The organism is Hoeflea sp., from assembly GCF_984452065.1.
The window spans coordinates 1-25136 of sequence record NZ_CFHWAF010000067.1 but is presented as its reverse complement, the minus strand read 5'-3'; the positions used below and the strand labels follow the sequence as shown (position 1 = coordinate 25136).

The window sequence follows — 25136 nt, the reverse complement described above, 5'->3', positions numbered from 1 at the left end:
GGCGAAGGCGGGTTGCTGACGTCGGACGATCCCGCATTCATGGCACGCGCGATCATATTGTCGGGCTCCTATATGCTGTATGAGCGCCACGGCGCCGCGCCGCCCAAGGAGGCTTTCGATGCCATCCGGCTGGAAACGCCCAATATGTCCGGGCGTATGGACAATCTGCGCGCCGCCATTTTATTGCCGCAATTGGCATCGCTCGACGACAATATCCGCCGCTGGAACGAACGGTACGACCTGATTGCGGCGCACCTGTCCTCGGTCCCGGGCATCGTCCTGCCGCAGCGGCCGGATGCCGAAGCCTATGTCGGCAGCTCGATTCAGTTTCGTCTTCCCTGGGCCGATGCCGGAACGGCGCGCGCATTTCTTGCCGCAAACAAGTCGCTGGGCGTTGAACTGAAGTGGTTTGGCGCCACCGAGCCGGTCGCCTTCACCTCCAACCACCGGAGCTGGACCTATATCGAGCCGCAGGATCTTGAGCGGACCGACCGGATTCTCGCGGGCCTGTTCGATATGCGCATTCCGCTGACATTCACGCTTGAAGACTGCGAGCATATCGCACAGATCATCGCGCATACGGCCGGCAAACTGTCGTTGGACGGTGCGGCATGACGACGGAGCGGGCGGTCATCGGCGTGCTGGGCGGCATGGGCCCGCAGGCCACGATCCTGTTCATGCAGAAGATGCTGGACGCGGTTCCGGCCGACGATGATTTGCAGCATGTTCCGCTGATCGTGCACAACAATACGCAGGTTCCCTCGCGAATCCGGGCCCTGATCGAGGGCGACGGCGAGGACCCCGGCCCGGTGCTGGCCGAGATGGCGCGAAGCCTGGAAGCTGCCGGCGCCGAGGCGCTGGCGATGCCCTGCAACACGGCCCACTGCTATGCCCGCGCGATCGCTGATTCGGTGCCCATTCTGTTTCTCGACATGGTGCAGCTGGCCGCCCGCAAGGCGCTCAGCCTGAGCGCGCGCGGCGCACGCATCGGCGTGCTCGGATCGCCGGCGTTGAAGGCGACGGGTGTGTTTGAAAGGCCTCTGGCGGATGTCGGGTTGTCGCCGGTTTACGGCAAGGACGAGGATGCGCGCCTTGCCATCATCCGCGACGTCAAGAGGAACGGCGTTTCGCGGCAGGCGGCCGCCGCGCTGCAAGGAGCGGCTGATCATCTCACCGGCCTGGGCGCCGACGTCATCATGGTGTGCTGCACTGAATTCTCGCTGATGGCCGATCGGCTGCACAGCAATGTCCCGCTGTTCGACACGCTCGACGTGCTCGTCGACAGCTGCGTGGCGTTCTCGAGCGGACAATTACCTTCCAATGAGGCGGCGCGCGGGTCGAGCGCCGCTTCCTTGCCAACAAAAACCGACCATCAGGGAAAGGAACACCTGCAATGCTGACCAGCAAATCCCGACTGTTGATTGCGACGGCGCTCGTATCGATGGGATCCGTCGCGGCAACACAAGCGGCCGATCTCGTACTTGGCGTGCCGAACTGGCCGGCCGCCAATGCCACATCCAACATCCTCAAGGTTGTCATCGAAGACAATTTCGGTCTCGACGTGGAACTGCAAAGCGGCACCAACCCGATCATCTTCGAGGCCATGGATGCCGGCTCGATGCACCTGCATCCGGAAGTCTGGCTTCCGAACCAGGTCAACCTCCACCAAAAATATGTCAAGGAAAACCAGTCCGTCGTGATGAACGAGAAACCCGTTCAGGCGGTTCAGGGCATGTGCGTCACGAAGCACACGGCAGAGACCCATGGCATCACCTCGATCAACGACCTGACCGACCCCGACAAGATGGCGATCTTCGACAAGGACGGCAACGGCACGCCGGAAGTTTGGATCGGCGCGCCCGGCTGGGCCTCCACCGTGATTGAGAAGATCCGCGCCAAATCCTACGGTTATGACCAGACGATGGACCTGAAGGAATATGACGGCACCGTCGCCTGGGGCGAGTTGGGGGCAGCCGCGTCGGCGGACGAGCCGTGGATGGGTTTCTGCTATGAGCCGCATTTCATCTTCGTGGCCTACGATCTTGTCTATCTGGAAGAGCCGGAGCACGATCCGTCCACCTGGACGATCATCCAACCGACGGACGATCCGCAGTGGCTGGAGAAATCGTCGGCCTCCACGGCATGGAAGGGCGCCACGCTGCACCTGCATTATGCCGCATCCATCCGTGACAAGTTCCCGGAGGTCGCTGCCATGCTCGACAACTACCAGATGCCGCCCGAGGTGCTCAGCCAGGCCGGCTACGCGCTGTCGGTTGAGGACCAGGACGTCGAGGAATTCGCCAAGAACTGGGTGTCGGAAAACGAGGACGTGGTCCTCGGATGGCTGACCAACTGATCATGTCTTCGGGCCGCCGCGGAATGGCTGTTCCGCGGCGGCCCCTTACGGTCGCGTGACCGTATCCATAAGCCGTGGGGGATCACCATGACAGAGACCGTCGTCGAGCTGACCAATGTCTGGAAAGTGTTCGGTGATCGCAGCGAGGAAACCATCGCCGAGGCCAAAAAGACCGACCTTTCCAAGGCCGAAGCGCTGGAGAAATACCAGACGGTCATCGGGGTGCGCGATGCCTCGTTCTCCGTCTCGCGCGGCGAGATCTTCTGCATCATGGGGCTGTCCGGGTCGGGCAAGTCCACGCTTGTGCGGCATGTCAACCGCCTCATCGAGCCGAGTGCGGGTTCGATCAAGGTGCTCGGGGAAGATGTGAGCGCGATGGGAACGGCGGAGTTGCGCCAGATGCGCGCGCGGCATATCGGCATGGTGTTCCAGCATATGGCGCTGATGCCGCACCGCTCGGTGCGCGAGAATGTCGCTTACCCGCTCGAAATCCGGAAGATCCCGAAGTCCAGACGCTGGGCGATCTCCGACTACACGCTCGGCCTTGTCGATCTGACCGGCTATGAAGACCGATTGCCCAAGGAACTGTCCGGCGGCATGCAGCAACGGGTCGGAATCGCGCGGGCGCTGGCGAGCGACCCCGAAATCCTGTTGATGGATGAGCCCTTTTCGGCACTTGATCCGCTGATCCGCCTGCAATTGCAGGACCAGTTCAAGGCGCTGGTGCGCGACCTCAACAAATCGACCCTGTTCATCACCCACGACCTCGACGAGGCGATCCGGATCGGCCACCGCATTGCGATCATGAAGGACGGTGTCATCGTTCAGATCGGTACGCCGGAGGAGATCGTCACCCAGCCGGCCGACGACTATGTGCGCGAGTTCGTCCAGGGCATTTCGCGGCTCAAGCTGGTGCGCGCGCACACGATCATGGAGCCGCTTGCCAACGGCGCGGCGCCCGCCGACGCCATTCGCGTCGACGGCGAACAGGATCTGGATTCACTGATCGATGTGTCAATTGGCAGCGAGGGGCAGCTCGTCGTCACCGATGCGGGCAAGGATGTCGGCATCATCACCAAGACCACGTTGCTGCGCGGCATTCAGGGAGGCCGGTGATGAACACGAAGCCGTTAGACAATGACGCCCAGGATCCGGTTGCCAGCAAGGCCTCCTCGGTCAAGGACATCGAGGTCGACCGCCACGCGCTGGACCAGTCCATCGCCACGTTCGTCGACCGCAATCCGGACTACTACGTCAAGGCGTTCCATGCCATTCACGAGACCACCACCGGCATACCGCGGGTGTTCAACTGGGCAGCCGCGTTGTTCGGTCCGTTCTGGGCCGCCGCACGCGGCATCTGGGGGCTGTTTTGGGCGTTTCTGATCCTGGAGATCGTCGCCTTCGTGCAGATCGGGCGCGGCACATGGGGTGAGCTGGGAGCCGATGCGATGGCGCAGGCCGGGCGTCAGGCCGCGCGCGCCGAGCAGTTCCTGCAGCAGGCGCAGGCGGCGCGCGAAGCGGGGGAGGACCCCAGCCGCTTCGAAACGCTCGCCGGCAATCTGCTGCGCGCCGCCGAGCGCAGCAGGGGAACGGCCGAGGCGGCCGCTGCCGATGCCTTTATGATCCTCGCATCAGGGCTGGTGCTGCTGGTCGTGCTGCGGCTGGTGCAGGGCGTGTGGTCGAACGTCGTCTACGAGAAGCAGTATTCCAGATGGCGCGTTGCGCCCGCCGAGGTGCCGTCGGGTTTCCGCATGCCCAACATCCTGTTCGGCGTGGTGCTCGGTCTCGTCATCATTCCACTGACCGTCTACCGCTTCACCATCGAGAACATTCCGGACTGGCTGACCGCCTTTCCGGCCGACCCCGATTTTTATGGTGCGACGGCGCGCTGGCTCGAAGCGGTCATCGACGATGCGGCACGCAGCGGCTCCGGCGCCTTTGATGGCATCGTGCTCGTCGTGCGGCAGATCCTCGACACGATTTCTCTCGCTCTCATCGGCACGCCGTGGCCGGTGGTCATGGCGGTCATCTGCGTGTTCGCCTGGCGCGCCGCGGGGCCGCGCGTCGCAATCTTCACGGCGGCCGCGCTCGCCTACATCGCGTTCCTGGGCTATTGGGAAATCGCCATGGAAACGGTTGCGCTCGTCGGCGCGGCGGTCGTTCTGTGCGTCGTCATCGGCATTCCGCTCGGCATCTGGTTCGGCAAGTCGATGCGCGCGTACAAGTTCGCCGAGCCGGTGCTCGACCTCATGCAGACGCTGCCTGCCTTCGTCTACCTGATCCCGATCATCGCCTTTTTCGGCACCGGCAACCCGCCCGGCATTCTGGCGACGATCATTTTCGGCATGCCGCCGGTCATTCGCCTGACCGCGCTCGGCATGCGCGGCGTACCCGAAAATATCAAGGAAGCGGCGACCGCATTCGGTGCGTCGCGATGGGAGCTGCTCAAGGATGTGGAACTGCCGCTCGCACTGCCGTCGATCATGACCGGTGTGAACCAGACGATCCTGATGTGCCTGTCGATGGTCGTGATCATTTCGCTCATCGGCGGCGGCGGGCTCGGCAAGGTGATCCTCGAAGCGTTGCAGTTTGCCGCCAAGGGACCCGGTCTTCTGGGCGGGTTCGCGATCCTGTTCGTGGCGATGGTCATCGACCGGATCGTGCAGGGCGCGTTCCGCCGCACCGACCAGAAATAGCGCATGGCGTTCAAAAAGGCGCCGGTGACGGTCGGATATCCGGGCGAGGCCGGCCGGCGCGCCGCATGCGGTGGTTTTCCTGGCGCGGTTCCCCGATTCCGGCGCCCGGACCTTGACAATGCGTGCCGCTCGCGGGCAATTCTTAAATATGACTATAAGAGTCAGTATTTAGTTCCGGGCGGTGGTCATGACTTTTCATCCGCGCATGCAGAGCTCGACCGAAGGCCTCACTGTTGTCGGTGACCTGCGGCTCAAGATATTTGAGGGCGCCATTGCGGATCTGTGGGATGTGAAATGCAGCACGATCGCGCAGGGCGAATACGTGTCCCACGCGCCGCGTCTTGTCGTCGTGCTCGATCAGACGGGGCGCGGCCGGATGAATGTGACCGCTTCTCCGGATATCGGCGCGGCGCAGACGAAGAAGCAAAGCAAGCTCTTTTACATTCCTGCCGGCTTCAAGGTCTGGTCGAGGATCGAGAACCTTGCAACGCTGCGTCACCTGGATATCCATTTCGACATCGATAGGCTGTCAAGGAAATTTGCCGGGGATTTCGAATCCGACCGGATCGACGTTCCCAATCTTTGCTTTTCCGACGATCGTGTCCTGTCGCTTGCGAAGCTGATCGCGGGCGAATGTGAAACCCCCGGAACCTTGCACGACCTTTACGGCGACAGTCTGATCTGTTCCCTGTTTGTGGCTCTGGCGCGCATAAAGCCGAGAACAGTCCGATACAAGGGACAACTTGCGGCGCACACATTGCGCCGGGCGATCGAGTTCATTGAAGACAATCACGCCGACACCATTCGCCTGCAGGACCTCGCTGATCTCGCCGGCCTGTCTCCGGCTTATTTCTGCAACGCCTTCCGGCTTACGACCGGCATGCCGCCGCACCGCTGGCAGATGCGGGCCCGGGTCAACCGTTCGAAACACCATCTGGAAAACACAGACATGGCGCTGAGCGCTATCGCGGTGACGACCGGATTTTCGGATCAGGCCCACTTTACGCGCGTATTTCGTCAGTTTACCGGCACGACGCCAAAGGCCTGGCGCCGAGCCAGGACCGGATAATTTTTCAAAATATCGTTCAATTCACCGAAATCGCGTTCAATCGGCACGCAAAAACTTGATCTAGAAACTCAATTTATCTGCTGCCCGCGGCGAGCCCGGGCCACATGTTATGTTGAGGTGGGGAATAATGAGCGACACTCGTTCCGTGTCCATGCGGCTCTACGCCGGCGCTGCGGCGGTTATTTTGTGCGGGCCTGCGCAAGTACAGGCTCAGCAGGTTGCCGGTACCGGTCCGGGCGAACCCACGGCGCTTCGCACGATTGTTGCGGAAGACGAAGGCCGTTCTGGTGATGAGGATGACGGCCGGGCAGGCAACAATGCCGCCGAACTGGACGGATATGTTGCAAAGACGACCGGAACAGGCGCGAAGTCGAGCGTTCCGATCCAGGAAATACCGCAATCCGTCTCGGTGGTCACCCGCGATCAAATGGACGATCAGGGCGCGCAGACGGCGGACGAGGCGCTTCGCTATACCGCCGGCGTCTTTGCGCAGCCCTATGGTCCGGACAGCGATACGAACTGGTTTTTCCTGCGCGGCTTCAATGCGACGCAGACCGGCGTTTTCCTCGATGGTCTTCAGCTCTATGGCTTCGGCTTCGGAGCCTTTTACATCGACAGCTTCAACCTGGACCGGATTGACGTGTTGCGCGGACCGGCCTCCGTTCTTTACGGCGGTTCGAGCGCCGGAGGGATCGTCAACTACATCAGCAAAAAGCCGACCGGCGAGCGCCTGCGATACATCGAGACCGGCATCAACGACGCCGGCACGGCCTATCTCGGTTTCGATATCGGCGACACGCTGGACGATATCTACGACTTCCGTGTGTCAGGCCGGATTCTGGGCGGCGACGGGTACTACGATTTCCAGGAGGGGGTTCGCGGCTCGGTCTCTCCGAGCCTGACCATCAGCCCGGACGCGGCAACGAGCCTGACGTTCCTTGCCAATGTAACCCTTATTGATGAGAAGCACGGAGCCGCGAGCTTCCTGCCTTATGTCGGAACCGTGGAACCAGCTTCCTTTGGTTACATCGATCCCGACAGGAACTATACAGAACCCGATCTTGACGACTATCGGCGCCGCCAGGCGTCAATCGGATATGAACTCCAGCACACGTTCGACAATGACTGGACCGTGCGGCAAAACCTGCGTTACGGGTATTCGGACCTTCACGAGTTCAACCTCTACCCCGCCGGATATTCGGACTTTCTCCCGACGCCGGTCCTGCCCGATCCGGTATTCAGCCGCATCGTTTTCCAGCACGATACGACAATCAACAATCTCCTGATCGACAATCAGCTTGAGGGGACCATCAGGACCGGGGTGCTTGAGCACAATCTCCTGTTCGGAACCGACTACACCTACTTCAATATGGACCAGGTGCAGGCGGCGGCGACCGGTACAACAATCAGTGTGACCGACCCGCAATATGGCGCGGCGCAGCTGACGCCCTTTCCCTATATCGACCAGAAGGTGGTCCAGAACCGTGTCGGCTTCTATGTCCAGGACCGCATCAAGTTCGGCGATGGCTGGACCGTGACGCTGAACGGGCGCTACGATTATGTGGACACGGAGGCGACCGGTTCGCCGGCCTATGACGGGACCGACTATGCCTTCTCCGGCCGTGCCGGAGCGGCGTACGAGTTCGCGAACGGCATCACCCCCTACGCAAGCGTGGCGAGCTTTTTCAATCCGCTGATCGGCTCGTCCTCGCAGGTCGCCTTTTTTGAACCCGAATCCGGCGAACAGTATGAGGCCGGGATCAAGTATCAGCCGACCTGGTTCGACGGCTTGTTCACCCTGGCGGTTTTTGACCTGACCCGCAGAAATGTCGTGACCGGACCGTTCGGTGTGGAAACCCAGATCGGCGAGGTCAATTCGCGCGGCGTCGAATTCGAGGCCTATGCCAATCTGACGGACGATCTCCGGCTGACTGCCGCGGTCACGGCCTATGATCTCGAAATCAAGGAAGACGCAAATCCCGCGATTGTCGGCAATACGCCCAACATCGTTCCCGAACAACTTGCCTCCTTGTTCGTGGATTACACCGTTCCGGCGGGCCGGTTTGAGGGTGTTCGTGTTGGCGGTGGCGTGCGCTACCAGGGCTCGTCCTGGGTCGACAACGAGAACACCCTGAAAGTTCCCGCAGTGACTTTGTTCGACGCTAAAATCGGTTATGAGAAAGACAATTGGGGGCTTGATCTCAACGTGACCAACATTGCGGACGAGCGCTATGTTGCGAGCTGCAATGGCGTCAACGTATGCAGCTATGGCGAGGGCCGGTCCTTCTGGCTCAAGGCACATGCGCGCTGGTAAGCGCTGTTGCGGGGTGTGGCCCGGAGCGGCATAAACGATCGTCGCCGGCGCGCGAGCGCCAAATGCGGGTATCTGTCATGAGTGCGGTCGGAAATCTGCTCCTTCGACTAACGGTTTTCATTGCGCTGGCCTGGTTTCCGGTCGGATTGCCTCTCGCGTCGGCCGCACAGCAATTCGAGCACGCTTTCGGCATGACGAGCGTCGAGGGGCAGCCGCAACGGATCGTTTCGCTCAGCTATAACGGCGCTGATTTTTTTCTCGCACTGGACGTAAGACCGGTGGCGATCCGCCATTGGTATGGAGGCGATGAATACGGCCTGTGGCCGTGGGTGGACGAGACGTCCGACGGCTTCGAGCCGGCCGTTATTCGCGGCCCGATCAATGTCGAGGCCATTGCCGCGCTTGAGCCGGATCTGATCGAGGCAATCTGGACGGATCTGAGGGAAGACGAATACCGGCTGCTTTCGAAGATTGCGCCGGTTATCGCGCCGAAACCGGGATATGGCCCCTACGAGACCTCGTGGCCGGAGATGCTGACGACGATCGGCCGGGCCGTCGGCAAAGAGGACCGGGCGGGGCAAATTATCGAACGGCTGCAGGACCGGATTGAAAACATCCGGCGGAAACGCCCGGACTGGCAAGGCAAGACAGCGGCCATCGGCCAGCCCAAGGGGCCGGTGTTCTTCAACGACAGCGACGTCCGCTGGCGCATTCTTCAGGCGCTGGGCTTCGAGATGCCGGATGCGCTCAAAGCCGTCATGGGTCCGGGATTCTTTACGCGGATTTCGCCTGAAGTCACGGATCCCTATGATGCCGATCTGGTCTTCTGGCTCGATGAGGGGGCCGTTGTTCAGCACCTTGAGGCCTTGCCCCTGCGGCACACGATGGGAGCCTACAGGGAAGGGCGCGAGATCGTCGCGCCCGTCTTGCTGTCCGGCGCGCTCGCCTATTCCAGTCCGCTCAGCCTCGACTATGCGCTCGACAGGCTGGTTCCGCTGATCGACGCCGCAATAGACGGCGACCCGGCGTCACCGGTTCCGGGCAACCCGGCCGCGACGCATCGGGCGAACGATTAGTTGCAGGTGTGACAAAATAGGCCACCCAGCTTTGTGTGGGGAACCAGCCTCAGGCTGACCCCCTTCGAACATGGAGCCGAGGCCAGCGAAGAGGTCCGCCGGTTTCGCGTCGAGATAGGGGATCGGGAAGCATTTGGGGGCGTTTCCCGCTCTCAGCGGATGCGTCCGCCCTGTTCGTCAAAGAGGAAGGCGCGCTCGGCGGGGATGATTGTTTCGAAGCTTTCGCCTTCCCGGCTTGTGCGGTCGTCGCGCAGGCCGATGATGAGGCGTTCGCCGCTCTCGGAAACCGCGTAGCGGTAGGCGATATCGCCCAGCTGCTCGACGAGCTCGCATTCCAGCTTTATCTGCGCGCCGGGGCAGGCTTCAAAAGAGAAATGCTCCGGCCGGATGCCGAGCGTGATTGTCTGACCCTTCGAGAGCGACTGCGTTTTCAGCTTCCTCGTCAACTGCGCCGAACCGAGGGACGGCAGCGTTACCGTGGCGCCTTTTTCGCTCATTTCGGAAACTACCGCCGGCACGAAGTTCATCTTCGGCGCGCCGATAAAGCCGGCAACGAACTGGTTGTCCGGGTCGTCGAAGAGATCGAGGGGCGTGCCGACCTGTTCGATGAGACCCGATTGCAGGACGACGATCTTGTCGGCAAGCGTCATGGCCTCGACCTGGTCGTGGGTGACATAGACCATGGTCGCGTCCAGCCGCTTGTGCAGCCGCTCGAGCTCGAAGCGCATGTGCACGCGCAGCTCGGCGTCGAGATTGGACAGCGGCTCGTCGAACAGGAACACTTCGGGATCGCGCACAATGGCCCGCCCGATGGCGACGCGCTGGCGCTGTCCGCCGGAAAGGGCGGCGGGTTTGCGGCCGAGATACTCCTCGATGTGGAGGATCTTCGCGGCTGCATCCACGCGGCGCGCGGCTTCCGCCTTGTCCATGCCGTTCGCGGTCAGTGCAAAGCTCATATTCTGCTCGACCGTCATATGCGGGTAGAGCGCGTAAGACTGGAACACCATGGCGACGTTGCGGTCGACGGGTGCGATATGGGTCACCTCCCGGTCGCCGATCCAGATTTCGCCCTCGCTGGTCTCCTCCAGCCCGGCGATCATCCGCAAGAGCGTGGATTTGCCGCAGCCGGACGGGCCGACAAAGACGGCGAACTCCTGATCGTCGATCGTCAGGTCCACACCATGTATGACCTGTACTGAGCCATATCGCTTCTTGACGTTATGCAGGCGAATTCCAGCCACAGCGCTCCCTCCCTTTGCGGCCGGGCCGGAAACCGGTGACCGAGCCGCCGCGCAAAATCCTGTTTGTTGTTGTTTCCTGATCCAGGCCGGCCGGCTGCCGCATGGATATAAGGCACCGGCTCATTTTCCCGCTCCGCTGGTCAGGCCGCCGACCAGCCAGCGCTGGAAGAAGACCGCAAGCAGATAGATGGGCAGCATTGCGGCGAGCGACGCCACGGCGATCTGTCCGAAACGGAGCTGGCGGTCCCCCTGGAAGAGCGACAGGCCGATCGGAACGGTCTGCGTGTCCTCGCTGCGGGCCAGGAACGACGCGAACAGGAACTCGTTATAGCTCAAAATCAGGCAGATGATGCCGGTGCTGGCGATGCCCGGCATCAGCAAGGGAATGACGATCGAGCGCAATGTCCTCAAATAGCTGATCCCGTCCACCTTGGCCGCTTCCTCGATTTCCGCCGGCAGCCGCCTGATAAAGGACGACAGCAGCCAGAACGCCACCGGCAGGTTCATCACGCCGTAGACGATGATCATGCCGAGATGGGTGTTGACCAGCCCGAGGCTCTTCAACAGGAAGAAGAGCGGGAACAGCGCGACGATCGGCGGCGCGACATAGGTTCCGAGGATGGTCGCCGGCAGCCAGGCCTTGCCGAGGCCGAAGCGGACAATCGCATGGGTGGCCGGCACCGCGATGATCAGCGTCAGCGCCGCGCCGCAGGTGGCGACGATCGCGGAGTTGCGCAGATATTTGGCAAGGGCGACGGATTCGAACGCGGCCGGATAGTTCTGCCAGAAAAGCACCGTCGGAAAGACGTCGCCCGTCGAGATGTCGGCCTGCCCCTTCAGCGACACCAGCGCCATGAAGATCACCGGGAAGGTAAAAAAGCCAAGAACGATGACGATGAGCGGTACGTAATATCGGCGCTTCACGACAGTTTCTCCTCGGATTTGTCGTGCGCAATCGTGAACGGCACGGTCGCGAGCCCGACGACGACAGCAAACAGGAGCGTCTGCGCCGCGGCCAGCCCAATGTCGAACTGCTGGATGGCGACGCGATAGATATAGAAACTCGACACTGTGGTGGCCTGTCCCGGACCGCCGGCGGTGAGAACGAAGATCAGATCGAACACCTTGAACGAGATGACGAGTTTCAACACCGCGATGCCGAGCAGCGCCGGCAGCAGCATCGGCAGGGTGATGAAGCGGAAGACCGTCCAGTTGGACCGCACATCAAGCCGGGACGCCTCGAAGACCTCGCTCGGAAGGGTCTGCAGGGCCGCATAAACCATCAGCGCGACAAACGGGCTCCATTGCCACACATCGACCATGAGGACTGAGGCGAAGGCGGATGTCGGATGTCCCAGAAAGCTGACCGGCGACGATATGACCGAAAGGTCCATCAATACTGCATTGAGCCACCCGCCCTGGGGCATGAGGATGAGCTGCCACATGATCGCCGCGGTGACCGGCGGCGTCAGGAGCGGCAGCAGGATGAGGGTGCGGATGAGGTCGCGGCCGCGGACCGCCTTGTCGAGCAGCAGCGCGACGGCCGTACCCAGGACCATTGCCGTTGCCGTCGATAAAAGCGCCAGGAGCGCCGAGCGCCAGACGGAGCCGACAAAAAGCTCGTCGGACAGCGCATCGGCAAAATTCGCAAAGCCCGTCCATTCCTGAAAGGGCCGGGCGAGACTGCTGTCCGTCACGGCGAGGGCAATGAGGTAAACAAAGGGATAAAGGGCAAAGACACCGATGCCCATGATCATGGGCATCGCCGCAAGCCAAGCGATATGCCGCCCCGTACGCAAGGATTTGCGCGGGGCGGCCTTCAGTTCGGATGCCGCGTTTGGCAATGGTGGATTCCCTGTCCTAGCCCAGGATCTTTTCCCAGGAGGCCTGGGTATCCGTCATTGCCTGCTCGGCGGACTTGTTGCCGGCGAGCATGAGGCCGAGTTCGTCCGTCAGGGACTGCATCAGCTCGGGCGATTCCGGATTGCGCGGCCACGGGAAGGCATCCATGATCGCCTGCTCGACAACCTCGCCCTGCTTCGGCGCGAATTCCTTGTAGGCGGGAATTGCCGAGCGCCGTGTCGGATCGACGCCGGTCTTGTTGTTGGTCAGGACCGACAGATGGAAGTCTTTCGACGAGGCCATCTTGACGAATTCCCAGGCCATGTCGTCGTCCTTCGCGCCGGTGGAGGCGCCGAAAGCGAAGCCGGCATTCATGGCCGGGCGGTGAACCTGGTTCGATCCGCCGACCGGCATCGGGACAACACCCCATTTGTCGACGATCTTGCTCTGCTCGGGATCCTGGGCCCAGGTGCCCATATCCGTCCAGAACTCGATCATGCCGGCCTGACCACCGAGGAAGAGCGGGATCGAGTTGCCGAACGCCGTCTCGAGCGGTGTCGGGGTGGCATGCGGCGCGGCGTCGAGCATTGCCTGTGCAGCCGCGATACCCTCGTCGGTTGCCAGCGTCGGATTGCCGCTTGCATCGACAAAGTCGCCGCCAAAGCCGCCAAGGCGGTTGGCGTAGCTCGATCCGATGATCACCGGAACCTGCTGGGCGAGGATCAGGGCGCCATAGATGCCGTTGTCCTTCTGTGCCGCGGTAATTGCGGCTGCCGCCTCGCGATAGTCGTCCCAGGTTTTCGGCGGTTTGAGGCCGGCCTGGTCGAACAGCTCGGTGTTGTAGAACAGGACATGCGTGTCGCCGTCATAGGGCAGGCCGTAGCGGCGGTCGCCGACGAGCGTATAAGTGTCATAAAGCGAGCCGAGGAAATCATCGGGATCGATAGAGTCCTTCTCCGCTTCGATCCTGTCGGTGATGTCGGCCAGGACGTCGTCTTTCACCATGGCCTCGATATCGGTGTAGAAATACTCGAACACGTCGAAATCGTTGGTGCCGGAGACGACATCGAGCGTTGCCTGGGCGCGCAGCTGGTCATAGGGGATCGGCACACCCTCGACCTCGGCGCCGGTCAATTCCGCGAAGCCGGCCGACAGTGGATCGATCGACCCGGCATGCGGCTGGTTGATCATGACCTTCAGCTTCTTGCCGGAAAAGTCCATTGCGCGCAGCCGCGTCACGAAGGCCGGATTGGCCAGGAGCGGTGCTGCCAGGGCTGCCGACAGAGCACCGCGCGTGAATGCGCGGCGGGTGATGCCGTTTTGTGTTCTTTCGGTCTGCTTCAGATCCTTTTGCGTGACCTTGGTCATTTATTCCTCCCTTTGAATTCACCTTCTCAGTTGTCGCGGGCCGGGTATCCTCAGTTCCCGGTCCCATCGCGGTCTGTGAAACAGCAGATTGTCGGCGCTTGCTCATTCTCCGATGTACATGCTGACTGCCTTGGTTTCGAGGAACGCTTCCAGGCCCTCAATTCCAAACTCGCGGGCCCAGCCCGATTCCTTGTAGCCGCCGAACGGCAGGTTCGGATCGAAGACGCCGAAGGCGTTGACCCACACCGCACCGGCGCGAACGCCATGAGCGACGCGGTGCGCGCGTCCCGAGTCCCCCGTCCAGATCGAGGCGGCGAGGCCGTAATCCGTATCGTTGGCCTGCCGCAGGATCGTCTCGTCGCCGTCGAACTTCATGGCGCACAGGACCGGGCCGAATATCTCGTCACGGACGATGCGCGAATCCTGTTCCATTCCGGTCAGCACCGTGGGCGCGTAGAAGTAACCCCTGTCGCCCTCGCGGTCGCCTCCGCTGAGTACGCAGACGCCTTCGCCGCGCGCCTCGTCGACCAGTGTGCTGACCCGGTCCAGCTGCACCGACGACATGAGCGGTCCAAGCTGGCTGTCCTCGTTCATGGCACAGCCGAGTTGCATATCCTCGCCGATCTTGACGATGCCTTCGACAACACGGTCGAAGACGCTTTCCTCCACATAGAGCCGCGAGCCTGCATTGCAGACCTGACCGGAATTGCCGAAAATCGCGGCTGCGGCGGACGGGATCGCCCGGTCGATGTCGGCATCGGCAAAGATGATGACCGGCGACTTGCCGCCCAGTTCCAGGGTCAGGCGCTTGAGATTGGATGTGCCCGAGGCTTCGACAATGCGGCGTCCGATTTCGGTCGAGCCGGTGAACGTGACCTTGTCGACGCCGTGATGCGCGGCGAGGGCAGCTCCGGTCGTGTGGCCGAGGCCCGTCAGGACATTGACGGCACCTGCCGGGAACCCTGCTTCTGCCGCCAGTTCCGCAAGACGCAAGGCCGACAGCGGCGTCTGCTCCGCCGGTTTCAGGATGACGGTGCAGCCGGCGGCAAGCGCGGGCGCAACCTTGAACGCAGCCTGTGCGAACGGGAAATTCCACGGGGTAATGCCGGCGACGACGCCAACCGGTTCAACACGTGTATAGGCGTGAAATCGTTCCGGGTTCAGTGCCAAATCGAGGGTCGAGCCCTTAATCTTCGTCGCCCAGCCGCCATAATAGCGAAAAACTTCCGCTGCAAACGGGATATCCAGAGCCTTGGCGATGCTGACCGGTTTGCCCGTATCAAGTCCCTCCAGCTCTGCCAGTTCATCGAGATTCTCGTGGATAAGGTCCGCCATCTTGAACATGCAGGCCGCGCGACCGGCCGGAACCATGGCCGACCACACGCCCTCGAATGCGCGCCGTGCGGCATCAACGGCAGCGTCGACGTCGGCCCGACTAGCGGCCGGCACCTCGGCCAGGATGGTACCAAGCCCGGGATCCTCGCTTTCGATTGTCTCGCTTCCGGCGCTGCCGACGAACTCGCCGCCGATGAAAAGCTGCTTGGGCCTGTCGAGAAACGCCCGGACCGTCGGGCTCATGGCGGCCAATTCGTGATACAAAACAGGTTTTGTCATTTTCCAGATTTACTCCCAAAAACAGGGGTTCTTCGTCCTTCTCAGAATTTATGTTGTGTCGCGGCGATGACGTCCTCATCGGGCGTGACGCCAAGGCCGGGGCCTTCGGGCAGCTTTACTTTGCCGCCAACGGGAACAAGATCCTCGACGACGATGTCGTCGCGCAGGGGCGCTGCAGCGACGTCACGCAGCACCAGATCCGACCGCTCGCTGGCCGCCATAATGTGCAGCATCGCGGCAAAGCCGAGATCGGAGCCGTAGTGATGGGCGGAAATCGGCAGGCCTTCGGCACTGGCGATGCGCGCCGCGTCCAGCGCAGTCCCCATGCCGCCGCCGCGGCAGGGATCGGGCATCAGATAGTCGGCCAATCCGTTTTCCGCGACGTGGCGGTAGTGCGAAAGACGAAACGCGTTCTCACCCCATGCAAGCGGAATATGGGGAAACTCCCGGCGCAGGCGCGCCTGCGCCTCGAAATCGTCACTGAGCACCGGCTCCTCGATCCAGTAGGGATCGACTTCGCTCAGCAGGGCGATCATTTTTCTGGCCCGCGGCAGGTCGTAGGCCTGGTTGGCGTCGATCAGCAAGGCGACGTCCGGTCCGATCGCCTCGCGCACGGCATGTGCGCCGGCTGCATCCTTGCCGTCTTCGAAGCCGACCCTGATCTTGACGGCGCGGTAGCCGTTATCGACCGCATCGAGGGCGCCGCGCACCGGATCGTCGGCCCGAAGGCCGGTCGCATAGCACTCGAACTCGCTGCGGCAGATGCCGCCGAGAAGGCTTGCCACCGGCTGTGACAGTTCCTTGCCGCGTGCATCCCAGAGCGCCATCTCGACGCCGGAGATGGCCTGTGCGATCGCGCCTTCCGACCACATCCGGGTGAAGGGGCGGGTGGCTGCAACCATCCTGTCGCGCAGCCGAAGAACGTCGCCTGCGTTTTCGCCCGCCAGAAGCGGCGCCAGGCCCTCTTCGATCGTCGCGGCGCGCTCCCGGTAGGTCCATGGCGGAAAATTGATCGACGTCTCGCCCCAGCCGGTAATCCCGCCTTCGGTCTCCACGCGGACAAGACCGAAATTGCGATGGGTCAGCGACCCGCATGAAAGGGGGATAGGTGCGGCGAGTTCCATTCGGCACAGGACATAGTCTACGCCCTTTATGCGCATCAGAGCTGCCTCCCTTATCTGCTGTGCGGCACGGTCGCCAGGCCGCGTTTTGAGCTGTTTTAAAAATTCTTGTGAGTTCTCATATCATGTGGTAGGACCACTGACAAGATGCATCGGAATTGTTACCTTTTCCGTATGGTCTCGGCGGCGGTCTGTGGGGCACTATGCGCTCCCCAGTCACCAACTTTACCGTAGGAAAATCAGCATGGCCCAAGACCCATTCCACTTTGAGACGCTGAGGCGCGCGCCGCTTCCGGTTCAAGTCGCGGGTATGATCCGCGAGCGGATCGAATCCGGCGCTATCGAGCCGGAGACGCAACTGCCGAGCGAGCGCAAGCTGAGCGAGACATTCTCTGTTTCGCGCGTCGCCGTAAGGGAGGCGATCCAGCTTCTCCAGGCGCAAAGATATGTCGATGTGCATCACGGCAAGGGGATTTATGTGGTCGATCCGGCGGTGAGGAAAGCATCGTCGCTGGATAGCTGGTTGAGCGGCCGGGACGAGTCGCTGAGCATGATGGTCGAGATGCGCCGGATCGTGGAGTCGGGCATTGTCGAGCTTGCGGCGCAAAAGGTGACGGCAGAGGGCGCGCAAAGGCTGATCGACCTGGCGCGGGAGCTCGAAACCGGGCCGCTGGACGAACTGTCGGAAATCGATGCGCGGTTCCATCGCGAAATCGCGGCCCTGACCGAGAACATACTGGTCATCGAACTGCTGGCGACATGCCTGGAACGCACCGAACCGTTGAGAATGCGGACCCTGCGCGACGCGCATGGCCGCGAACTTGCCGCGCGCGGACACCTTGCCATCGTCGAAGCCATTGCGGCGGGAGACGCCGCGGGCGCGCGCAAGGCGATGGAAGACCATATGAACGACGCCATGCGCAGCATCTAAGGCCGCGCCGCGAACGACAACATCAAAGCCAAACAAGGGGAGTTAGATGGACTTTTCGAAGAAACGGACAACGATTACGCCGGCGGATATTCTTGACGGCGCGCCCATGCAACAAGCCGACAAGGCGGTCCGTGACCTGAAACTTGTCTATCCGGATACCGGTCTCGACGCGCGGACGCTGTGCATGGGGCTGGTGGAAATCGATCCGGGACATGCCTCACCGACCCATCGTCATTACTGCGAGGAAGTCTATTACGTGATCTCCGGCGAAGGCGAACTCGAGATTGACGGCGAACGGCATCCGCTGGTGGCCGGCGGCGCGTCGCTCCAGCGCCCAAACCTGACCCACCGGGTCGTCAACACGGGCGACGAGCCGCTGCGCCTCATCGTGGTCGGCGGGATCATGATGGTGCCGCTGTGGCCGGACTGGCCGACGGATTCGCCCTACGAGGTGTTCGAGGGCGATACGGCGAACGCCTCCGGTTGATCTGCGTGTCGGGGGGGTGATGGGAGAGCAGCGAATGTATGACTACGTTATCGTCGGCGGGGGCGTGGCCGGATGCGTTTTGGCTTACCGGCTGAGCGAGAACCCGAATGTCCGGGTCGCCGTGCTGGAATACGGCAAGGCGGGCAATCACAAGAAGACCATCGTCAAGATGCCGCTCGGCATGGTGACGTTCATGATGCCCAACCTTGCCTTTCTGGGCGGCCCGAAAATGACCTACATGTACCGGGGCGAGCCGAACCAGGGGCTCGGCGGCAATGCTCTCGACCTGCCGCGAGGCAAGGCGGTGGGCGGCTCCTCGATGATCAACGGCATGATCGTCATTCGCGGCCAGTGGGAGGATTTCGATCATTGGGAAGAGCTCGGCGCGACCGGCTGGTCCCGCGATGAGATGAAGAATTACTTCATCAAGTCCGAGAATTTCGAAATCACCCACAATCCGGATTACACACCCAACCACCACATCCAGGGCAAGCTCCTGAAAGACCTTGTCGACTACAGCTATCACGGCACGGGCGGACCCTATAATGTCGCGCCGCCGCGCAGCCCCAATCCGATGTGCGAGGTCTATTTCAAGGCCTGCCAGGAGGCCGGCTACAAGCTCAATCCCGACTTCAACGGAGAAGATCAGGAAGGGATCGGCTATCACTGGCTTCAGCAGAAGGGCGGCGAGCGCTGGGGCATGGAGTCGGGCTATGCCGCGCTTTCACGCCACCGTTCGAATGTCGACTTCATCACCGAGGCCAGGGTTCTGAAACTGAACCTCGGCGGCAAGCGGGTGACCGGCGTCGACTACGAACAGGGCGGTGAGAAAAGGACGATCGACGCCAAACGCGATGTCATCATGGCACTCGGAGCGTTCAACACGCCGCAGACGCTGATGATATCGGGCATCGGTCCGGGCCATGAACTTGTCAAGCAGGGGATCGAGGTCAAACACGAGCTGCCGGGTGTCGGTCAGAACCTGCACGATCATCTCGACACCTGGGTCAAGCAGGAAGCGACCAACTACGAGACCTACGGCCTTTCGCCGCGCGTTCTGCACAGGAATATCGGGCATGTGCTGAAATGGATCTTTGCGCGGCGCGGTGCATTTACCTCCAACACGGCGGAAGCCGGCGGTTTCGTGAAATCCTATCCGGATGTCGAGCGCGCCGATCTGCAGCTGTTCTTCTGCACGACGATCGCCTCCGCCCAGGCGGCGGACAGTTTCTTCACCCATGGATGGGCGATGCACGCGACGGATCTCAGGCCGCATTCGCGCGGCTTTGTCGGCCTTCACAGCGCCGACCCGCACGAGCAGCCGCTGATCCAGCACAATTTCTGCCAGGACGACCGCGACATGAAACGCCTGATCCGCGGCATCGAGATCATGCGCGACATCACCGATCAGCCGGCGTTCAAGCAGTATGTCGGCAAGGAGGTCGAGCCCGGCCGCGATCTGCAGAGCGAGGATGAGCTGCGCGACTATATCAAAAGCCACTGCATGACCATGTACCACCCGACGTCGACCTGTGCGATGGGCACCGGCAAGATGGCGGTGACCGATCCGCTGACCATGAAGGTCCACGGTCTGGAGGGCATTCGCATCGCCGATGCATCGGTCTTCCCGGCGGTCACGTCCGGCAATACGATGGCGCCGACCATTGCCGTAGCCGAACGCTCGGCCGACCTTATCCGCGCGGACAATGCCTGATCCCCGCTCCCGCGGCTGGGGCCTCAGGCTGCCGGGGGAACATATTCCAGATCAAGGGCCGAGGCGGCCGGGCGAACGGTTCCTGCCGCTGCGTCGCCGGACGGATCCCTCTTTGCCGTGGTCACCGTTTCGGCCCATTGCTTGATCGACGGCCACCGATTGACGATGTCCTCAACGATCACGGCTCCGCCGTCCGGGTCCATGCGCAGCGACATGCAGGTCGGATACCAGGGCACATGGTCCGTTCCGAGGAAGATTTCCGATCTCTTCTTACCGATCTGCACGACCGGGACGCCGAGCCCTGCCGCCAGGTCCGCAACCGAAACACCGACGGATATGACGATGTCGCAGGCGCCGATAAGGCCGCAGGCGCCGACAAGGTCTTCCTTCTGATCGAGATTGGCGTAGTGGTGGAGATCGAGTCCGAGCTTCCTGATTTCATCCACCTCTTCCTGATCGCAGTCATATTGGACGTTCAGGAAGACGCTGTTTGGAATCGCCTGTAGCGGAGCGAGTTGTTCCCGCTCGAGAAAATAGCGGTTGCGCGATACGACGATATTGGACGAACGCCAGCACACGCCGACCAGCGTCTCGTCCGGTTTGATCGCCAGCTCCCTGCGCACCCGGTTTTCGGCCTCATGATAGCGCTTGATCCAGGGCGCCTGCTTTTTGTCGTAGTCTTCAACCGTCGGGCGGAAGATGCCGCCGAGCGAGCCGACGGGTATCTGATAGTCGAAGTCCGCATAGGCCTCTTCGTCGCGGCAGTCCGTTTCGCCTTCGTGCTGTATCTGCGCCCAGGGGAACGAGCGCTCCCAAAGGGGTGTCAGTTTGGGTGAGCACTCAAACGTGACAGAGCCGCCGACCGGCTCGAGATCGGGAAGAATCGAGGCGTAGCGGACTTCGTCGCCGATGCCCTGCTCGCGCCAGACAAGCAGCTTTTTTCCCTCGATCGGCTCGCCCTGCCAGCGCGGCGCGTCGAATTTGCGCCGCTTTGAGGGAAACTCGCGGCGCTCCCAGCGGGATTCGTAGTTCTTGTAGCCTTCGGCGACCTCGCCTGATTTGAATTGCAGCAGTGCCATGTTGAAGCGCCCGGCGACATGGTCCGGGTTCTTCCTCAAGAGTTCGCGGTGATATTCGATGCCCGCTTCGAGCCTGCCGGTTTCCGCGTAGAGGAGGCCGATCGACGTGACGCATTGTTCCTGATGGATCGATTCACTGTTGACCCATTTTTCAAGGGTCCGGATCGCCTCTTCGTAGCGGCCGTGGGTCTGCAGGTAGCTGGCCCAGATATTGTCGAGTTCAGCCTTTTCATCGAGGCTCAATCCGGACCGGTCTATGCCGTCGCGGTGTCCGGTGATGTAGTCGTAGTCCTCAAGCCGGGCGGCAATGTGCATCCTTTTCAGCAGAAGGCTCGGTGTCACCGTGTGGGCGTTGGCGAGCAGGGTGTCCATGACCTCCTCGGCCTTTTTGTAGTGCCGGCTGTCGATGAGCATGTAGACGATGTTCAAGAGCGGTTCGATCTGTGTGCGATCGCGCAGATGGGCGCATTTCAGCGCCACTTCGGCGGCAGGAAAGCGCTCGGCCTGGCGAAGTGCGATACCCAGATTCTTCCAGGGGTCGTAAAGGTCCGGATTGACCTTTGTGGCCTTCTTGAAGAGTTCGATTGCCGCTTCCAGTTCTTTCATCTGCAACATGATGATGCCAAGCGAATTGACGATTGTCGCATCATCCGGTTTTTGCTGATGGGCGGCGTAGACCTTGATCAGCGCCCCCTCCAGCTCCCTGCATGCGGTCATGGCCAGACCGTGGATATGCAGGAAATCCGGGTGCTCAAAACCCTGAGCCTCGAGGGCGTCGCAAAGCGGCTTGCTTTCCGCGAACTTGCCGCGCTTCTGCAACGCATGGATCTTTTTCAGGAGCTTTTGCGGGGGTGCGTTCTTGTGAACGGTCTTGCGGGCGAGTCTCGTCATTGGCGCAGCCGACCGGTTTGCTCAGGCTTTGCGGGCGCAAGCGAAAGGAATCTCGAAGCCTTTGTCCGGAGCTGAAGCAGCCAATCGTCCCTGTTTCTTTATCGGTCTTACGATTAGAGGATGAAACTTGTGCGTGGCTGAAGCGTTCAGCTTGTTTTGCCGGCAATATAGGTCAATTGCGCAACGGCGAAACCGCATCTTTCCAGCGCCGCCATCAGCGCCTTGTCGGTCGGTGCGACGTTGATCGAGAAACTGCCGTTTCTCACTGATTTGACGGGGGGCAGCGGCTCGAAGCGTCTTGTTATCTCATCAAGCACCAGGCGCAGGCGGTCCGGCATCTTCGTTTCATCCAGATGGATGCCGATCGAGTTGTCGGTGTGGATATAGGTCGCGCCGATGCAGGCGCCGGCATCGCGGACCAGGAACCAGGCCCGGTAGGGGTGATTGCGCACAAAGGCATCATGCTCGGCAAAGGACGGGGCCCGCGTGTGGCTGATACCGTGTTTGCGCGACGTCAAAAGCCGGTAGAGGATATCCACCTGCTCGTCATCCGGTATGATTTCTTCCAGTGTGATCATGGCATCGCGGAACGGTCTCGGGTTAATTCTCAATGCTGACGGTAAAGCGGTCGAGGACGGACCGGCAGCTTTCTTCGACATTCGAGCGGCGCGACGACCAGTCCGCCTTCGTCAGGCCGAGGAAGTGAACGCCTATGCGCGTCCCGTCCTTGATGATGTTCGAACGGCGAAACCCCTCTTTTTCGAAACCGAACTTTTCATGCATCCTGACGACGGCGGGGTTGGTTTCGAGCACCTCGCAATTGAGCTTTTCAAGGTGCAAATCCTCAAAGACATGGGTGATCAGAGCGAATTCCAGGGCAGCGCCAAGTCCGCCGCGCTGATGTTCGTCGAGGTAAAAGGCCCAGTCCGTTTTCCCGTGGCGGCGATCCAGCGCGCTGATGCTCACCGCGCCGGCGAGCCGATCTTCGACAAATACGAGGAAGACGATCTCAGCCGGGTCGTCTTGCATACGCTCGAGCCACGCCGCGTGCTCTTGCGGGGTGATCTCGTGATCCGTGTACATGGACTTGCGGACCGAGGGCTGGTTCCTGATCGTCCGTATGGCGCGTTTGTGCGCGTCGCTGCAAAGCGCCAGCTTCCGAAGGACTACCGCTTGCATGGGTTTTCCCGTCCCGTATCGCCTCCGTCGAAGTCGGGGCCTTCGCAGCTCGTGGCTCCCGGTCTGTGGCTAGCGTGTTTCCAATGCATCCCAGGATACCGGTTCGTTGGTCTTCACATCGCGGGTGACGCGCCTGCCGACAACATCATCCATATGTCTGGGAGCCAGGCCGTATCCCGGCCGGACGCTGCGGATGTGTTTCCGGTCAATCATGTCCCCCGCCTTCAGATCGGCGACAAAATAAAGCGAGCGGCGGAACTTCACATTGCCGGCCTCGCTGGATTTTTTTCCGTAGTCGACGCCGCCGAGGGCGGACCATGCCGTCCTGCTGTCGGCACACAGGGCCGCCAGTTCGTCGGCTTCGAGGGAGAAGCTGTCGTCCGGCCCGCCGCCGTTGCGGTCGAGCGTGACGTGTTTTTCGATGATGGCCGCGCCAAGCGCGATGCTGGCAATCGCGGTGGTGTTGTCGGGCGTATGATCGGAGAGCCCGGTCACGCAGCCGAAGCGCCCGATCATGTCGGGAATGGTCTTCAGATTGTAGTCGCCGGGCGGTGCCGGATAGCCACTGACGCAGTGGAGAAGCGCCAGCTCTTCACACCCGGCTTCGCGGGCGGCCGCAACCGCTTCCATGATCTCGTTTTCGTCGGCCATTCCGGTTGAGATGATCATCGGCTTGCCGGTTGCGGCGGCATATCTGATCAAAGGCAGATCGACGGCCTCGAACGAGGCGATCTTGTAGGCCGGTGCGCCCAGATCCTCCAGGAGATCGACCGCCGTCGTGTCGAAGGGCGAGCTGAACAGCGTCATGCCGCGTTTGCGCGCATGGCTGAACAGCGGCCCGTGCCATTCCCATGGCGTGTGCGCCCACTCATAGAGTTCATAAAGGCTGCGGCCCGCCCAAAGTCCGTCCCTGATCATGAATTCATCGCTGCCGGATGCCAGCGTGATCGTGTCCGGGCGGTAGGTCTGCATCTTGACCGCGTCCGCGCCCGCGCCATGGGCCAGATCGATGATCTTCAGGGCGTTTTCGATGCTTCCATTGTGATTGGCCGACATCTCGGCGACGATATAGGGCGCGGCGCCGTCTCCGATCCTTCGTCCGTCAATGCTGATTGATGCTGTCATTTCATCCTTTGCGGCAATCGGTGTGGTGGCACCAGACCTCATGTGCGGACCGCGGTGCGCAGGAAGCGTGTCCCGATTTTTTCGCGCATCGTCTGGAACGCCACATAGAGAACCGGGATCACCAACAGGCCGAGCGTGCTGTCGATGATCATTCCGAAAAATACCGGGTAGCCGATGAAAACGCGACCTGCTCGACAAGACCGCCTTAACATCTGTGGGTTTCCCGGAGCTGGATAATAGCGGAAAGTTTCTGTTTTTGTCCGATTTCCCGTTGCATTGTCTGCGGTTGTCACGGCCTGTATTTCAGGTGCCGGAGCGAAGCCCGATTCGCGGGTAAGGAAACGCTCAGACATTTCAGGCACAACGGTGCACAGCATTTTCTTCGGGGCCGACAGATGAAGCCGGAAAAGCCCATCCTGATTTTCGAGTGCGCGAATGCGCACGGAGGCGACGCCGATCTGCTCAGGCAAACCGTCGCCAGGTTTGCCGAAACGAACTATGCGGCAAGACACATCAAGTTTCAGCCGCTCCACCCGGACAGAATTGCCCTGCCGGACTTCAGCGCCTACGCCATCTATCAGGAGCTGTTTTTCGATGACAGCGAGTGGGCCGATATCCTGTCCCTTGCGGACCGTCTGTTCGATGGTGTCTGGCTCGACATTTTTGACAGTTATGGTGTTGAAATTCTTTCAAAAAACACCGAGCGGATCACTGGAATCAAGCTCCAGTCCTCCGTATTGGAGAATTTCGAGGTCATCTCCCTCCTGAAGGAGCTGTCGCTTGCCGGCAAACGCCTGATGATCAACATTTCCGGCCATGAATTGCCGTCGGTCGAGCGGTTCGCCGGTTTTTTCGCGACGCTGGAGCCTGCCGAAATCGTCCTGCAACTGGGATTTCAGGACTACCCCACGCGGATCGAGGACACCGGACTGAACAAGATCGCGACCCTGCGCAATGCCTTTCCGGACATGTCCCTTTGCCTTGCCGACCACGCTCCGGCGGAGGACGATTTTGCAACGATTGTTCCGCTGCT

22 protein-coding genes are annotated in these 25136 nt (G+C 61.3%); 12 read left to right on the top strand and 10 right to left on the bottom strand.

The window, feature by feature from the left end; translation table 11 throughout:
* From AC5E6N_RS14020 to AC5E6N_RS13985, 8 genes are all read left to right on the top strand, one after another.
* The coding region (locus AC5E6N_RS14020) for a DegT/DnrJ/EryC1/StrS family aminotransferase (protein ID WP_491748389.1) at positions 1-615 on the top strand (615 nt) is incomplete at its 5' end.
* Positions 616-638: 23 nt separating this feature from the next.
* On the top strand, positions 639-1400 hold the full coding sequence (gene cuyB, locus AC5E6N_RS14015) for a cysteate racemase (protein WP_491748388.1): 762 nt from the start codon (positions 639-641) through the stop codon (positions 1398-1400).
* Positions 1394-2356 (top strand): ABC transporter substrate-binding protein, encoded by a 963-nt coding sequence (locus AC5E6N_RS14010; RefSeq protein WP_491748387.1) that lies wholly within the window; start codon positions 1394-1396, stop codon positions 2354-2356. The genes cuyB and AC5E6N_RS14010 overlap by 7 nt, the downstream gene beginning before the upstream one ends.
* An 87-nt stretch (positions 2357-2443) precedes the next feature.
* The gene (locus AC5E6N_RS14005; protein WP_491748386.1) at positions 2444-3472 is read left to right on the top strand and encodes a quaternary amine ABC transporter ATP-binding protein; all 1029 of its coding nucleotides are present in this window, start codon (positions 2444-2446) and stop codon (positions 3470-3472) included.
* Positions 3472-5052: an ABC transporter permease gene (locus tag AC5E6N_RS14000; protein WP_491748385.1), complete on the top strand. Its 1581-nt coding sequence runs from the start codon at positions 3472-3474 to the stop codon at positions 5050-5052. Before AC5E6N_RS14005 ends, AC5E6N_RS14000 begins: the two co-directional genes overlap by 1 nt.
* Before the next feature lie 187 nt (positions 5053-5239).
* Positions 5240-6121 carry a helix-turn-helix domain-containing protein gene (locus AC5E6N_RS13995; RefSeq protein ID WP_491748384.1) on the top strand — a complete coding sequence of 294 codons (882 nt, stop codon included), beginning with the start codon at positions 5240-5242 and terminating at the stop codon, positions 6119-6121.
* A gap of 127 nt (positions 6122-6248) precedes the next feature.
* A complete protein-coding gene (locus AC5E6N_RS13990) occupies positions 6249-8435 on the top strand; it encodes a TonB-dependent siderophore receptor (protein ID WP_491748383.1) in 2187 nt (728 codons plus the stop codon).
* Between the two features lie 77 nt (positions 8436-8512).
* Complete coding sequence (locus AC5E6N_RS13985; protein ID WP_491748382.1) at positions 8513-9511, top strand: ABC transporter substrate-binding protein; 999 nt, start codon at positions 8513-8515, stop codon at positions 9509-9511.
* A gap of 152 nt (positions 9512-9663) precedes the next feature.
* Here the strand turns inward: AC5E6N_RS13985 and AC5E6N_RS13980 are convergent, their stop codons facing one another.
* The 6 genes from AC5E6N_RS13980 to AC5E6N_RS13955 all read right to left on the bottom strand — a co-directional run bounded on the left by AC5E6N_RS13980 (position 9664) and on the right by AC5E6N_RS13955 (position 16736).
* Entirely contained in the window at positions 9664-10752 is a 1089-nt protein-coding gene (locus AC5E6N_RS13980) for an ABC transporter ATP-binding protein (RefSeq protein ID WP_491748381.1), read from the bottom strand.
* A gap of 120 nt (positions 10753-10872) precedes the next feature.
* The gene (locus AC5E6N_RS13975) at positions 10873-11676 is read right to left on the bottom strand and encodes a carbohydrate ABC transporter permease (RefSeq protein WP_491748380.1); all 804 of its coding nucleotides are present in this window, start codon (positions 11674-11676) and stop codon (positions 10873-10875) included.
* Complete coding sequence (locus AC5E6N_RS13970) at positions 11673-12596, bottom strand: carbohydrate ABC transporter permease (RefSeq protein ID WP_491748379.1); 924 nt, start codon at positions 12594-12596, stop codon at positions 11673-11675. The genes AC5E6N_RS13975 and AC5E6N_RS13970 overlap by 4 nt, the downstream gene beginning before the upstream one ends.
* A 16-nt stretch (positions 12597-12612) precedes the next feature.
* The gene (locus AC5E6N_RS13965; protein WP_491748378.1) at positions 12613-13962 is read right to left on the bottom strand and encodes an ABC transporter substrate-binding protein; all 1350 of its coding nucleotides are present in this window, start codon (positions 13960-13962) and stop codon (positions 12613-12615) included.
* A 102-nt stretch (positions 13963-14064) separates the two neighbouring features.
* Positions 14065-15576, bottom strand: coding sequence for an aldehyde dehydrogenase family protein (locus AC5E6N_RS13960; protein ID WP_491748377.1), 1512 nt, complete (start codon positions 15574-15576; stop codon positions 14065-14067).
* A 41-nt stretch (positions 15577-15617) separates the two neighbouring features.
* On the bottom strand, positions 15618-16736 hold the full coding sequence (locus AC5E6N_RS13955) for a mandelate racemase/muconate lactonizing enzyme family protein (protein ID WP_491748376.1): 1119 nt from the start codon (positions 16734-16736) through the stop codon (positions 15618-15620).
* A gap of 205 nt (positions 16737-16941) precedes the next feature.
* On the opposite strand from AC5E6N_RS13955, the gene AC5E6N_RS13950 reads away from it, so the two are divergent.
* Genes AC5E6N_RS13950 through AC5E6N_RS13940 form a run of 3 tightly spaced genes read left to right on the top strand, consistent with a single transcriptional unit; the run spans position 16942 to position 19829 of the window.
* Entirely contained in the window at positions 16942-17628 is a 687-nt protein-coding gene (locus tag AC5E6N_RS13950) for a FadR/GntR family transcriptional regulator (RefSeq protein ID WP_491748375.1), read from the top strand.
* Between the two features lie 46 nt (positions 17629-17674).
* Complete coding sequence (locus AC5E6N_RS13945) at positions 17675-18115, top strand: cupin domain-containing protein (RefSeq protein ID WP_491689436.1); 441 nt, start codon at positions 17675-17677, stop codon at positions 18113-18115.
* Positions 18116-18149: 34 nt separating this feature from the next.
* Positions 18150-19829: a GMC family oxidoreductase gene (locus AC5E6N_RS13940; protein WP_491748374.1), complete on the top strand. Its 1680-nt coding sequence runs from the start codon at positions 18150-18152 to the stop codon at positions 19827-19829.
* Between the two features lie 23 nt (positions 19830-19852).
* Here the strand turns inward: AC5E6N_RS13940 and AC5E6N_RS13935 are convergent, their stop codons facing one another.
* The 4 genes from AC5E6N_RS13935 to pseI form a co-directional block, all read right to left on the bottom strand.
* Positions 19853-21799 (bottom strand): tetratricopeptide repeat protein, encoded by a 1947-nt coding sequence (locus AC5E6N_RS13935; protein ID WP_491748373.1) that lies wholly within the window; start codon positions 21797-21799, stop codon positions 19853-19855.
* A gap of 146 nt (positions 21800-21945) precedes the next feature.
* A complete protein-coding gene (locus AC5E6N_RS13930; protein ID WP_491748372.1) occupies positions 21946-22377 on the bottom strand; it encodes a hypothetical protein in 432 nt (143 codons plus the stop codon).
* A gap of 22 nt (positions 22378-22399) precedes the next feature.
* The gene (pseH, locus tag AC5E6N_RS13925; RefSeq protein ID WP_491748371.1) at positions 22400-22978 is read right to left on the bottom strand and encodes a UDP-4-amino-4,6-dideoxy-N-acetyl-beta-L-altrosamine N-acetyltransferase; all 579 of its coding nucleotides are present in this window, start codon (positions 22976-22978) and stop codon (positions 22400-22402) included.
* Positions 22979-23047: 69 nt separating this feature from the next.
* Positions 23048-24103 (bottom strand): pseudaminic acid synthase, encoded by a 1056-nt coding sequence (pseI, locus tag AC5E6N_RS13920; protein WP_491748370.1) that lies wholly within the window; start codon positions 24101-24103, stop codon positions 23048-23050.
* 395 nt (positions 24104-24498) lie between these two features.
* Between pseI and AC5E6N_RS13915 the strand changes: the two genes are divergently transcribed.
* A partial coding sequence (locus tag AC5E6N_RS13915; protein WP_491748369.1) for an N-acetylneuraminate synthase family protein occupies positions 24499-25136 on the top strand: 638 nt, incomplete at its 3' end.